This window comes from Weissella sp. ESL1139, from assembly GCF_058506735.1.
Window position 1 is genome coordinate 995,282 of the sequence record NZ_CP196375.1, and the last position, 13,904, is coordinate 1,009,185.

General features: G+C 41.1%; 9 protein-coding genes, 7 tRNA genes and 3 rRNA genes. All 19 read right to left on the minus strand.

All coding sequences use genetic code 11. The features are described from left to right. Positions 1–2 precede the first annotated feature (2 nt). Positions 3–599 (minus strand): XTP/dITP diphosphatase, encoded by a 597-nt coding sequence (locus ACSYSF_RS04790; RefSeq protein ID WP_489868401.1) that lies wholly within the window; start codon positions 597–599, stop codon positions 3–5. An 11-nt stretch (positions 600–610) separates the two neighbouring features. Next, positions 611–1,444 (minus strand): glutamate racemase, encoded by an 834-nt coding sequence (gene murI, locus ACSYSF_RS04795; RefSeq protein ID WP_489868402.1) that lies wholly within the window; start codon positions 1,442–1,444, stop codon positions 611–613. A 21-nt stretch (positions 1,445–1,465) separates the two neighbouring features. After that, a complete protein-coding gene (locus ACSYSF_RS04800) occupies positions 1,466–2,095 on the minus strand; it encodes an HAD family hydrolase (RefSeq protein ID WP_489868403.1) in 630 nt (209 codons plus the stop codon). A 138-nt stretch (positions 2,096–2,233) separates the two neighbouring features. Further along, positions 2,234–2,305: transfer RNA gene (locus tag ACSYSF_RS04805), tRNA-Gly, on the minus strand. A 10-nt stretch (positions 2,306–2,315) separates the two neighbouring features. After that, positions 2,316–2,389 (minus strand) — tRNA-Met (locus tag ACSYSF_RS04810). Positions 2,390–2,399: 10 nt separating this feature from the next. After that, positions 2,400–2,473 (minus strand) — tRNA-Pro (locus ACSYSF_RS04815). 27 nt (positions 2,474–2,500) lie between these two features. Beyond that, positions 2,501–2,574: transfer RNA gene (locus tag ACSYSF_RS04820), tRNA-Arg, on the minus strand. Between the two features lie 16 nt (positions 2,575–2,590). Further along, a tRNA-Lys gene (locus ACSYSF_RS04825) sits at positions 2,591–2,663 on the minus strand. A gap of 2 nt (positions 2,664–2,665) precedes the next feature. Next, a tRNA-Val gene (locus ACSYSF_RS04830) sits at positions 2,666–2,738 on the minus strand. 5 nt (positions 2,739–2,743) lie between these two features. Further along, positions 2,744–2,860: ribosomal RNA gene (gene rrf / locus ACSYSF_RS04835) — 5S ribosomal RNA — on the minus strand. A 75-nt stretch (positions 2,861–2,935) separates the two neighbouring features. Then, positions 2,936–5,851 (minus strand): 23S ribosomal RNA (locus tag ACSYSF_RS04840). Positions 5,852–6,052: 201 nt separating this feature from the next. After that, positions 6,053–6,125: transfer RNA gene (locus ACSYSF_RS04845), tRNA-Ala, on the minus strand. A gap of 71 nt (positions 6,126–6,196) precedes the next feature. Continuing rightward, positions 6,197–7,770, minus strand: a 16S ribosomal RNA gene (locus tag ACSYSF_RS04850). Together the 16S, 23S and 5S rRNA genes with 7 tRNA genes alongside form the textbook arrangement of a ribosomal RNA operon. 459 nt (positions 7,771–8,229) lie before the next feature. Then, positions 8,230–8,544, minus strand: a complete 315-nt coding sequence (gene trxA, locus ACSYSF_RS04855; protein WP_489868404.1) for a thioredoxin — start codon at positions 8,542–8,544, stop codon at positions 8,230–8,232. A gap of 72 nt (positions 8,545–8,616) precedes the next feature. Next, positions 8,617–11,001 carry an endonuclease MutS2 gene (locus ACSYSF_RS04860; protein WP_489868405.1) on the minus strand — a complete coding sequence of 795 codons (2,385 nt, stop codon included), beginning with the start codon at positions 10,999–11,001 and terminating at the stop codon, positions 8,617–8,619. A gap of 36 nt (positions 11,002–11,037) precedes the next feature. After that, a complete protein-coding gene (locus tag ACSYSF_RS04865; protein ID WP_489868406.1) occupies positions 11,038–11,577 on the minus strand; it encodes a CvpA family protein in 540 nt (179 codons plus the stop codon). Beyond that, positions 11,577–11,807 (minus strand): cell division protein ZapA, encoded by a 231-nt coding sequence (gene zapA / locus ACSYSF_RS04870; protein WP_489868407.1) that lies wholly within the window; start codon positions 11,805–11,807, stop codon positions 11,577–11,579. Before zapA ends, ACSYSF_RS04865 begins: the two co-directional genes overlap by 1 nt. Before the next feature lie 124 nt (positions 11,808–11,931). Then, positions 11,932–12,558, minus strand: a complete 627-nt coding sequence (yihA, locus tag ACSYSF_RS04875) for a ribosome biogenesis GTP-binding protein YihA/YsxC (protein WP_489868460.1) — start codon at positions 12,556–12,558, stop codon at positions 11,932–11,934. Positions 12,559–12,562: 4 nt separating this feature from the next. Then, positions 12,563–13,819, minus strand: coding sequence for an ATP-dependent Clp protease ATP-binding subunit ClpX (gene clpX, locus ACSYSF_RS04880; RefSeq protein WP_489868408.1), 1,257 nt, complete (start codon positions 13,817–13,819; stop codon positions 12,563–12,565). Positions 13,820–13,904 lie beyond the last annotated feature (85 nt).

Sequence of the window (13,904 nt, forward strand, 5' to 3'; positions counted from 1 at the left end):
TATTAGTCCTCCCACCATTCTTTAAATTCCGTGATAAACTTACGTAAAGCATTACCACGATGTGACACTTTATTTTTTTCTGCCGGGGTCATTTCAGCAAAGCTTTTTTCTAAAGGATCATAATAAAACAATGGATCATACCCAAAATCGTTATCACCTTGAAAATGTGTTAAAATATGACCATCAACTGCCCCATCTACGACAATCTTTTTACCAGAAGGCTTCAAGCCAACAATGACTGTATGAAATGTTGCTTGACGATCTGCATAACTAACATCAGTAAGTTCAGATAGTAGTTTCTTATTGTTTGCCAAATCGTTATGATCACCGGCATATCTAGCAGAATGAACACCTGGCGCACCACCTAAGGCATTAACACTTAACCCAGAATCATCTGCTACAACTGGCAAATTATAAAACTGTGTGATTGTTTGTGCTTTAATCATTGCATTTTCTTCAAAAGTAGCACCATTTTCATTAATTACCGGCACATTGTCCAAGTCATTCAATGAAATCACTTCTACGCCGAAAGGTGCTAAAAATTCACGAAATTCACGAATTTTACCATCATTTTTTGAAGCAAAAATAAGTTTTGCCATTTTATCCCCCTCTATTCATTTTCCAATAGTAACTGATTATTTTCAATATTTAAATGTTGTACATTCAATTCAGATAATTCTAACCAATTTTCGGCTAATTGTGTGAAAGTTTGGACACTACCTGTTGTATAATACTCGTCCGATTGATATGCGTGAACCGTTTTTTCATGTTGCATATTTTTGTCCGTTAAGATTTTAGATACAACCCCAACAGCAGCGGCACCTGCATCAACTAGTTGAATGTTCGGACCAACAGCTTTTTGAATATATGAGGCCAATAATGGGAAATGCGTACAACCTAATACTAGTGTATCAATATTTTGATTCTTAATAGGTAATAACAATTCATTGACTATTTTTTGGACCGTATCTGGATTCTTAACTGGTTGTTCAGCAATTTCAACTAATTTTGGTGCTGCCAACTGGTATACATCATTATTACCATTAGTACTTTTCAAGCCATTATAATAGGCCATTGAGTTGACAGTGCCTTGGGTTGCCAAGACACCAATTTCATGCGTTTTTGTAGCTTTAGAAGCTGTCTCAACACCTGGTTGAATCACCCCAATTACAGGTATATCCAAACCGTTGACTAAGTCAGGCAAAGCAGCTGCTGTTGCAGTATTACATGCTATAACTAATAATTTAATGTTTCTTGCCATTAAAAAATTAACTAACTGCCAAGTAAATTTTTTAACTTCTTCTGGTTCTCTAGGTCCATATGGCATTCGTGCGGTATCACCAACATAGTAAACCTGTTCATTCGGCAATTTTTCTAGTGCTTCTTTTACAACAGATAAACCACCTATACCAGAATCTATATACCCTATTGCTCGGTTATCCATTGTTATCACTTCTTTCAAAATTTATTTATTTTTTAGTGCAAAATCTAACAATTTTGCGGGCGTTTCAAAAACATAATCAGCTTGATTATCAAAAACGGTCTTATCACGTACTCCCCACGCTGCCATACCAAATTTGATACCGGCATTATGAGCTGCTTGCATATCATGAATTGAATCACCAATATACATAGCTGTTTGCTTTTCTGACTGTAAGTCTTTTAGTGATTTAAGTATTGGATCTGCAGCTGGTTTCATATTAGGTGTTTGCCCAGCAAAAACAAAATCTTGAAAGTATTGTGCGAAACCAAACTGTGCCGTATTCGTTGTAAACTCTTCTTCTGTATTAGATGTAACAATTCCTAATGTAAAATCATTTAATTGTAAACTTACCAACATATCGTCTATACCATCAAAGACCTTAACTTCATGCCAAAAATCACGATAATGATTTTGCCATTCTAGCTGCATTTCTTCGGGATTAGGCGCGTCCATTTTAATTAAACCATCTAATGAAGGTAATCCAAAAACTTTATATACTTCTTCATATGACTTCTCAATGCCTCTATCTTTAAACGTTTGAATGAGCGATTGCATGTACATTGCTTCTGTACTTAATAAAGTACCGTCAACATCAAATATAATTGTTTTCATAATGCCCCCAAATAATCTATACTCTCAATTATATAACACTAATAAATTTCATGCATCTGACTAGATATAACAATAGTACTTTTAAATAAAAAAAATCTCTAAAATCCACTTTTAAGAATTTTAGAGATCTTATAACCAAGCGGATGACGGGAATCGAACCCGCATTTCCAGCTTGGAAGGCTGGGGCACTAGCCATTGTACTACATCCGCATGTTATTAATCGCGGCGGGGGGAATCGAACCCTCGACCTCCCGGGTATGAACCGGACGCTCTAGCCAGCTGAGCTACACCGCGAATATAAAAATCGGGACGACAGGATTCGAACCTGCGACCCCCTGGTCCCAAACCAGGTGCTCTACCAAACTGAGCTACGTCCCGAGTAAATAACAACTATTCAATTGTTAATGCACCTAGAAGGATTTGAACCTTCAACCTTCTGATTCGTAGTCAGACACTCTATCCAGTTGCGCTATAGGTGCAATATAAATATTTCAATGGGTCGTCTGGGGCTCGAACCCAGGACCCATGGATTAAAAGTCCACTGCTCTGCCAACTGAGCTAACGACCCAATGGACGTTACAGGGATCGAACCTGTGACCCCCTGCTTGTAAGGCAGGTGCTCTCCCAGCTGAGCTAAACGTCCATGTTGCATCGCGACGTCCTATCCTCGCAGGAGGCGATCCTCCAACTACTTTTGGCGCTACTGAGCTTAACTGCTGTGTTCGGTATGGGAACAGGTGTGACCTCAGTGCCATCATCACGACACGTATTTATTGAGTGAACTTAGTTCTCTCAAAACTGAATCATAATTAAATTTTCTTGCCTTACACCACCTGCTACTTGGTTAAGTCCTCGAACCATTAGTACTAGTCCGCTCCATACGTCACCGTACTACCACTTCTAGCCTATCTACCTTATCATCTATAAGGGGTCTTACTTCATTACTGAATGGGAAATCTCATCTCGAGGCGAGTTTCACACTTAGATGCTTTCAGCGTTTACCTCATCCGTACATAGCTACTCAGCGATGCTCCTGGCGGAACAACTGATACACCAGTGGTACGTCCACCCCGGTCCTCTCGTACTAAGGGCAGCTCCTCTCAAATTTCCTACGCCCGCGACGGATAGGGACCGAACTGTCTCACGACGTTCTGAACCCAGCTCGCGTACCGCTTTAATGGGCGAACAGCCCAACCCTTGGGACCGACTACAGCCCCAGGATGCGATGAGCCGACATCGAGGTGCCAAACCTCCCCGTCGATGTGGACTCTTGGGGGAGATAAGCCTGTTATCCCCAGGGTAGCTTTTGTCCGTTGAGCGATGGCCCTTCCATGCGGAACCACCGGATCACTAAGCCCTACTTTCGTACCTGCTCGACTGGTAAGTCTCACAGTCAAGCTCCCTTGTGCCTTTACACTCTGCGAATGATTTCCAACCATTCTGAGGGAACCTTTGGGCGCCTCCGTTACTCTTTGGGAGGCGACCGCCCCAGTCAAACTGCCTGCCAGACACTGTCTTCCACCACGCTTAGTGGTGTGAGTTAGAGTGTTCATACAACGAGGGTAGTATCCCACGTGTGCCTCCATCGAAACTAGCGTCCCGATTTCTACGGCTCCTACCTATGCTGTACAAGCTGCACAAACACTCAATATCAAGCTACAGTAAAGCTCCATGGGGTCTTTCCGTCCTGTCGCGGGTAACCCGCATCTTCACGGGTCTTTAAATTTCACCGAGTCTCTCGTTGAGACAGCGCCCAGATCGTTACGCCTTTCGTGCGGGTCGGAACTTACCCGACAAGGAATTTCGCTACCTTAGGACCGTTATAGTTACGGCCGCCGTTTACTGGGGCTTCAATTCGTACCTTCGCCGAAGCTAAGCACTCCTTTTAACCTTCCAGCACCGGGCAGGCGTCAGCCCCTATACGTCATCTTACGATTTTGCAGAAACCTGTGTTTTTGATAAACAGTCGCCTGGGCCTATTCACTGCGGCTCAGCTTGCGCTGAGCACCCCTTCTCCCGAAGTTACGGGGTCATTTTGCCGAGTTCCTTAACGAGAGTTCACTCGCTCACCTTAGGATGCTCTCCTCGACTACCTGTGTCGGTTTGCGGTACGGGCAGGTAAACACTAACTAGAAGCTTTTCTCGGCAGCGTGACATCACAGACTTCCCTACTTTATTTCGGTCCTCATCACAACTTGTCCTATAAGAAGCAAGCATTTAACTCACCTCAAGACTTATTGCTTGACCCAGCATTTCCAATCGCTGGGATCTGTTAGCCTTCTGCGTCCCTCCATTGTTCAAACATGTTCACCTGGTACAGGAATCTCAACCTGTTAGCCATCGACTACGCCTTTCGGCCTCGCCTTAGGTCCCGACTAACCCTGGGAGGACGAGCCTTCCCCAGGAAACCTTAGTCATACGGTGGACAGGATTCTCACCTGTCTTTCGCTACTCATACCGGCATTCTCACTTCTAAGCGCTCCACCAGTCCTCACGGTCTGACTTCACTGCCCTTAGAACGCTCTCCTATCGCGCCACTTACGTGGCACCCGTAGTTTCGGTGGTGTGTTTAGCCCCGGTACATTTTCGGCGCAGAATCACTCGACTAGTGAGCTATTACGCACTCTTTAAATGGTGGCTGCTTCTGAGCCAACATCCTAGTTGTCTATGCAACTTCACATCCTTTTCCACTTAACACACACTTAGGGACCTTAACTGACGATCTGGGCTGTTCCCCTTTCGACAATGGATCTTATCACTCACTGTCTGACTCCCGGACATACGTGATTGGCATTCGGAGTTTATCTTAATTTAGTAACCCGAGATGGGCCCCGCATCAAAACAGTGCTCTACCTCCAACACGCTATCTTCCGAGGCTAGCCCTAAAGCTATTTCGGAGAGAACCAGCTATCTCCAAGTTCGATTGGAATTTCACCGCTACCCACACCTCATCCCAACATTTTTCAACATGTACGGGTTCGGGCCTCCAGTGCGTTTTACCACACCTTCACCCTGGACATGGGTAGGTCACCTGGTTTCGGGTCTACAACAACATACTTAAGCGCCCATTTCAGACTCGCTTTCGCTACGGCTCCGGTCTTTCCACCTTAACCTCGCATGGTATCGTAACTCGCCGGTTCATTCTACAAAAGGCACGCTATCACCCATTAACGGGCTCTAACTTGTTGTAGGCACATGGTTTCAGGAACTTTTTCACTCCCCTTCCGGGGTGCTTTTCACCTTTCCCTCACGGTACTGGTTCACTATCGGTCACTAGAGAGTATTTAGCCTTACGAGATGGTCCTCGCAGTTTCCGACCGGATTTCACGTGTCCGGCCGTACTCAGGATCCTACACGGGAGTTTGCTTACTTTCACATACGGGGCTATCACCCTGTTTCGCTCAGTTTCCCAACTGATTCTGTTAATAAACAAATTTGTAACTCCACAACGGTAGTCCTACAACCCCAGAGTGCAAGCATTCTGGTTTGGGCTACTCCGCGTTCGCTCGCCGCTACTAACGGAATCGATTTTTCTTTCTGCTCCTGTTGCTAATGAGATGTTTCAGTTCACAACGTCTACCTTCGTTTAGCTATGTATTGACTAAACGATAACTTGCATAACAAGCTGGGTTCCCCCATTCGGAAATCCCCGGATCAAAGCTTACTTACAGCTCCCCGAGGCATATCGGTGTTAGTCCCGTCCTTCATCGGCTTCTAGTGCCAAGGCATTCACCATGCGCCCTTAATAACTTAACCGATCAACTTTCGTTGATGATTTCGTTTGAGTATTGTGACTCAATGGTCACAAGCGATTTTAAACTTATTTAAAAAACTCAAAAAATTACGCGGTGTATTTTTTCGGCTCAATTTTATTGATACTATCAATATAAATGAATTTAAAAATTTACAATTATGATTCAGTTTTCAAAGAACTAATAAACAACCCGTAGGTTGTTATGGAGAATATCGGGATCGAACCGATGACCTCCTGCTTGCAAAGCAGGCGCTCTCCCAGCTGAGCTAATTCCCCATGTTTGAATGTTAACCACTCAAAACTAAATATCGTTTCGTATAAAATATGTAGGTTCCGATTTTCCTTAGAAAGGAGGTGATCCAGCCGCAGGTTCTCCTACGGCTACCTTGTTACGACTTCACCCTAATCATCTGTCCCACCTTAGACGGCTGGCTCCTAAAAGGTTACCCCACCGGCTTTGGGTGTTACAAACTCTCATGGTGTGACGGGCGGTGTGTACAAGACCCGGGAACGTATTCACCGCGGCGTGCTGATCCGCGATTACTAGCGATTCCGACTTCATGTAGGCGAGTTGCAGCCTACAATCCGAACTGAGACATACTTTAAGAGATTAGCGTACCCTCGCGGGTTAGCGGCTCGTTGTATATGCCATTGTAGCACGTGTGTAGCCCAGGTCATAAGGGGCATGATGATTTGGCGTCATCCCCACCTTCCTCCGGTTTGTCACCGGCAGTCTCACTAGAGTGCCCAACTGAATGCTGGCAACTAATAATAAGGGTTGCGCTCGTTGCGGGACTTAACCCAACATCTCACGACACGAGCTGACGACAACCATGCACCACCTGTCACCTTGTCCCCGAAGGGAACACACTATTTCTAGTGTTTGCAAGGGATGTCAAGACCTGGTAAGGTTCTTCGCGTTGCTTCGAATTAAACCACATGCTCCACCGCTTGTGCGGGTCCCCGTCAATTCCTTTGAGTTTCAACCTTGCGGTCGTACTCCCCAGGCGGAGTGCTTAATGCGTTAGCTGCGACACTCAAGGGCGGAAACCCTCGAACATCTAGCACTCATCGTTTACGGTGTGGACTACCAGGGTATCTAATCCTGTTTGCTACCCACACTTTCGAGCCTCAACGTCAGTTACAGTCCAGAAAGCCGCCTTCGCCACTGGTGTTCTTCCATATATCTACGCATTTCACCGCTACACATGGAGTTCCACTTTCCTCTACTGCACTCAAGTTATCCAGTTTCCAAAGCAACTCCTCAGTTGAGCTGAGGGCTTTCACTTCAGACTTAAATAACCGTCTGCGCTCGCTTTACGCCCAATAAATCCGGATAACGCTTGGAACATACGTATTACCGCGGCTGCTGGCACGTATTTAGCCGTTCCTTTCTGGTAAGATACCGTCACACACTGAACAGTTACTCTCAGTGCCGTTCTTCTCTTATAACAGTGTTTTACGAGCCGAAACCCTTCATCACACACGCGGCGTTGCTCCATCAGGCTTGCGCCCATTGTGGAAGATTCCCTACTGCTGCCTCCCGTAGGAGTATGGGCCGTGTCTCAGTCCCATTGTGGCCGATCAGTCTCTCAACTCGGCTACGCATCATCGCCTTGGTAAGCCATTACCTTACCAACTAGCTAATGCACCGCGGGTCCATCTCTTAGTGATAGCAGAACCATCTTTCAACCAACAACCATGCGGTTGTTGGTACTATACGGTATTAGCACTTGTTTCCAAATGTTATCCCCTGCTAAGAGGTAGGTTACCCACGTGTTACTCACCCGTTCGCCACTCTTTGAAATCAAAAATCAAATCAGAGCAAGCTCGTCATATCAATTTACACAAAGCGTTCGACTTGCATGTATTAGGCACGCCGCCAGCGTTCATCCTGAGCCAGGATCAAACTCTCATTTTAAAAGTTTGAGTATAACTCAATGTTTGTTATTTGTTTAACAGAAGTTAAACGAATTTATTAGCGAATTGACTTCGCAAATGTTTTTGTATCAAGCAAAGTGCTTGATAACCCTACACATTTGTTCTATCGAAACGATATTCAGTTTTCAATGATCAACATTTATTGCCTCGCTGACAACTTAGTATATATTACAGAACTTTGCGAAGCTTGTCAATATATTTTTAATCAATATATAAATTATATTTCGTTAAATTTATATGATTCGATTGCCAACTCAATATATGGTACACACTTAATTTATAAAAGTCAATATTTTATTTATGAAACATTGTACCTGAAAAAACAGTGCTTTATTAATATACCGCTACCAACACCTAACGTCAATAGTTTTCCGTGTGATTATTTTTGCAAACAAAAAAGCTACCAGTTTAACCAACTGATAGCTCTAATAAAATACTATTAATCTAGATGTTTAGCCAAAATAGCTTCAAGTTGATGTGCTGGTGTAAAACCAGTCAAGCGTTCAACTACTTCACCATCTTTTTTAACTAACAACGTTGGAATTGCCATAATGCCAAATTCTTGAGCTGTTGCAGGATTCTCATCAACATCCATCTTAGTAAATTTCACATTATCCATCTTTTCAGATACTGTTTCTACAACAGGTGATTGCATACGACATGGACCACACCAAGTAGCCCAAAAGTCAGTTAATGTCACTCCTGAATCAGTTTCTGATGCAAAGTTATTATCAGTAATATCTACTACAGCCATTTAAAACATCTCCATTCTTCCTAATTTATTGTAAGTATAAACCAATATCATATTTTTGTCGACAAACATCATCTAGTTAAACTCAACATATGTTGCACCTTGATCTGGACCAGTAAATTTAAATGATTGTACTTGTCGGTTTGAACGTAAATATTCTTGCACACCTTTTCTAATGGCACCGGTACCTTTACCATGAATAATCTCTACTGAAGAAAGATTATTTAACAATGCTTGGTCAATAAAACGATCTAATTCTGCCATTGCTGGTTCATAACGAACACCTCTTAAATCAAGTTTTGCCGATGCTTCAGCCCGATTTCTTGCCTTATTAGTATTAACACGGCTCTTCTTATTTCGCTTAACAGATTTTTTCTCTTCTTTTACTGATGTACCCTGCTGTTTCTCAAGTTCATCACCACTCAAAACCATCTTCAAAATTCCCATTTGAACTTCAAATTTACCGTCTTTTAACACACGGACAATCGTTCCTTGTTGACCATACTCACGTACTAACACAGTATCACCGACTGATAACTTTTCCTGCTTAGCACGCTTAGCTTTACGTAATATACGATTATTAGCTGCTGATGGCTCTTCATGCATAGCATTCAAAGCACCCTTAGCATCAATAATCTTATTCTCTTTAATACTTGCACCATCTCGAGCCATTTTGTGTAAGTCATCAACAATTTTATCAGTCTTTTTACGCGTAACTGACACAATATGATTAGCTTCTTTTTTAGCATCTTCGACAATTTTAGCTCTTTGATCATCGATTGAAGCCAACTTACCTTCATATTCATTTTTAAGTTTCTTGTTTTCAATAACTTTTTGAGTTAGTTCTACTTGCTGTGTCAAAACAGCATTACGACGTGAAACCAAATCAGCAATCATATCATTTAACTCTTGTGAATCTTCACTTGTTAATGAGGCAGCATTATTAATAATCGTATCACTTAAACCAAGACGCTTAGCTATTTCAAGGGCATTTGATTGTCCTGGTACACCAATCATAAACTTATACGTTGGTCGTAATGTTTCAATATCAAATTCCATAGAAGCATTAATCGTGTCAGAACGATTGAACCCATAAACTTTTAACTCTGGGTAATGAGTTGTTACAACCGAATAAGCACCAACTTCACCAACAGCATCTAACACAGCCATCGCTAATGCCGCACCTTCTTGCGGATCAGTTCCAGCACCAAGTTCATCAAACAAGACTAATGAATCTTTGTCCATATGATTTAAAATATCAATAATATTCACCATATGTGATGAGAATGTTGACAATGATTGCTCAATTGATTGTTCATCACCAATATCTGCAAAAATTTCCTTAAATAAACCAACCGTCGAATACTCCGCTACGGGAATAAAAATTCCTGATTGAGCCATTAACTGTAATAATCCCAATGTCTTCAAAGTAATCGTTTTACCACCAGTGTTTGGGCCAGTCACAATAATTGCCGAATAATCTTCACCAATAATGATGTCATTCGGTACAACCTTATTAGGATCTAATAAAGGATGACGTGCTTTCAGTAGGCGCACATTATTTTCAGGACTAAATTCCGGTTCAATGGCTTTAATTTCAACCGCATACCGTGCCTTGGCATTTGCAAAATCTAAGTGGCCTAATACAGCAGCATTATTTTGAATATTATCGGCCTCAGGCTCAAGCATAGATGATAACTCAATTAACACTCGCTCTTCTTCTTGGCGTTCTTTAAGATAGTATTCACGCAAACGGTTATTCATATCAACAACATCAGCAGGTTCAATATAAAGCGTTTGTCCAGTTTGGGATTGGTCATGCACAACCCCGCCAAATTTTTGACGATACGTTGCCTTTACTGGCACAACATAACGATCATTGCGAATCGTGATAATTGGTTCTGATAGATATTGAGCTGTTTTACCACGGGTATAATCTTGCATTTTTTGACGAATCGCATTCTCAGTTCCAGTAATACCCTGCCGAATACGATGTAATTCAGGAGAAGCCTCATCTGTCAAGCGGCCATCCCCATCAATTGCTGTATTTACGCGCCGTGTTAACCCTGGTAATAACACTAACCGATTATAATACTCAGCCAACGCCAATAGTTCTTCACCCCGATCAGCCACTAAGTTTTCGAAAAAGGTTCTAATCTGACCAGTTGTAAACAATACGCGACCAACTTGTGCCAACTCTGTACCACTTAAAGCAGCATTGATACGCAAGCGTTGCATATGTGGCTTAACATCCGCTAATTTAGGAATATTAATACCACCCTGCCAACGTAAAACTTTTGCTGCATCTGAAGTTTCAGCTAGCCATTTCTGCATAACTTGGGCATCAGTTGTTGGCATCAATGCAGATAACTCATTTTGACCAGCAGCAGTTGACAAAAAAGGCAGGATTTGTGCCTTCACTCTGCCATACTCAAGTGTTTTAAAAATTTTATCATTCATTACTCTTAACTACCTACTTCCATTTTCCTGACTTATTTACATCAACCACCAATCATAAACAGCCTCTGAAAGATATGGCGTATTATTCAATATTGATTGCGCTAAAGTAGAATTAGCCATATTGTCGGTATACCATGTTATATCTAAAGTTTGCGTTAATTGTAAAACAAAAAAGATTTCAACGTAAACGATGAGACCAAAAATAATTAAGCCACCAACTCTATTTAAAGTACTTAAAATTGGTACCTTATTAATAAAACGTAAACTACGTTCGATTGCTTTAACAATTGACATACCAATTAACACAATTATCATAAATGCAATACCTGATGCTAAAAACTGACCTGGTTGATTAATTGCATTATTTGGAACTTGTGATGCCGTCCATTGTACTGACCAACCATTTACAAAAATGTTGTATAACCAGCTACCAAATTTGTGGGCTAACAATATAGCAAGTGCATACACAATAATACGGCCAACTAACATCGTCAAACTCCGTACCATTCCTAAACGATAACCATGTATCATGGATAAGATTAATAATCCAACAATAATCCAAGAAAAAACATTCATTATTTCTGTTGATCCTTTTCAATTTGCATATTTAATTGATCAGAAATTGCGTTAATTGCTAATAAAGTTAGTAATTGCTTATCATCTAATTTAGGTGCCGCAGTTTGAATTTTTTCTAACTGGGCATTAGCTAAATCAAAAACCGCCTTCATGTGTGCTTGTGATTCGTTTCCTGTCACAGTAATATCGTTTCCTAAAATATTTCCTTTAAAACGTGTTTTCTCAGCCATATTACCAGCCTCCATTAATTTATTCGTTAATATACAGTATATCAAAAATATAATACGTATTCAGCCTGACTCACTACAATAAAAATAAAAACAGGCTCCTAGTTGCCTAGTGCCTGTTAATATTCTATTCAAAGTCAGCTGGATCAAAATCACTACCATCCAAAATGCGCGCCTCTAACCAATCCCAAATATTATCTTTACCATATTTAGTTTCGGCAGAGAAAATTTCGAAATCAGATACTTCCTCGTTAAATTGTAAACCACGTTTGATATCAGCTTCAACTTTATTCCACTTACCACGAGAAACTTTATCAGCTTTAGTTGCAACAACCAGCACTGGTAAACCAATATCATCAGAGATTAACCAATTATACATTTCAATATCTTCTCTTGATGGCTCATGACGTGCATCTACGAGTTGTACAATTCCTTTTAAAGGTTGTCTTTTTTCTAGATATTCGCCTATCATAATTGCAAACTCTTCACGCACCTTTTTTGAAACTTTCGCATAACCGTAACCAGGTACATCCACAAAAAAAACTTGATTTTCTACCTTATAAAAATTCAAAGTTTGGGTTTTACCTGGTTGAGCCGATGTACGTGCAAAAGCTTTGCGATTAATCAAAACATTTGTTAATGACGATTTACCAACATTCGATCGACCAACAAATGCAATTTCAGGCAAGCCATCCGTTGGGTATTGGGCTTCTCGAACTGCTGACATCACCATTTCAACTTGGTGAACTTCCATCATCTTACCCCGCTTGTTCTGTTACTAATTCTGGATTTTCATGTTGCAAAACAACGCCTTCGGTAATCACGACACCGGTAATGTCATCTCTTGAAGGTACTTCAAACATAATATCACGCATAACTTCTTCAATAATTGAACGTAATCCACGTGCACCCGTTTCTCGTTCAATAGCCAAATGAGCCATTGCTCGTAAAGCACCTTCTGTGAACTTCAAATCTACTTCTTCCAAAGCAAACAACGCTTGATATTGCTTAACCAAAGCATTCTTTGGTTCCGTCAAAATGCGAACCAAATCTTCTTCTTTTAATTCTTCCAATGCGGTCAAAATTGGCAAACGGCCAATAAATTCAGGAATTAAACCAAAATTCATTAAATCTTCAGGCAAAACTTGTTGCATGATTGATTTATCTGAAGCCTTTAATTCTTGCGACTTTGCATCAGTTCCAAAACCAATTACCTTAGCACCCAAGCGCTCTTTAACCATTTGTTCAATACCAGCAAATGCACCACCAACAATAAACAAAATATTTGTTGTATCAATTTGAATAAATTCTTGGTTAGGATGCTTACGTCCTCCTTGAGGCGGCACATTAGCAATTGTACCTTCTAACATCTTCAACAAAGCTTGTTGAACACCTTCTCCAGAAACATCACGTGTAATTGAAACGTTTTCTGCTTTTTTGGCAATTTTATCAATCTCATCGATGTAAATAATACCAGTTTCAGCACGTTCAACATCGTAATCAGCTGCTTGCAATAGTTTCAAAAGAATATTTTCAACATCTTCACCAACATATCCAGCTTCAGTTAAGGTCGTTGCATCAGCAATAGCAAATGGCACATTTAGTAACTTGGCCATTGATTGCGCAATGTAAGTCTTTCCTGATCCAGTTGGACCAATAACAGCAATATTTGATTTTTGAAGATCAACACCTTCAATACCAGTATCACCAGTTAGCTTAGCGTTCACTCGCTTATAATGATTATACACAGCCACAGCTAATGTATGTTTAGCATCATCCTGGCCAATGACATATTCATTCAAATTATCAACAATTTCACGAGGTGTCTTAAGCGTTAAAGTACGTGACATTGCATCTTGTTGCATATCTTCATTGATAATTTCTTGCGCTAACGCAACACATTCATTACAGATATACACACCTGGTCCTGCAATTAATTTTTTTACTTCTGTGGAAGGCTTACCACAAAATGAACAGTACGCAATACCATTCGAGCCGTCAGTTGTATTAAACACTGTCCAACCTCCTATATTCTTAGTCATTAGATTATACAATAAACATTGTATCAAACTTACATGTCAGGCAAAAGACAAAATAAGG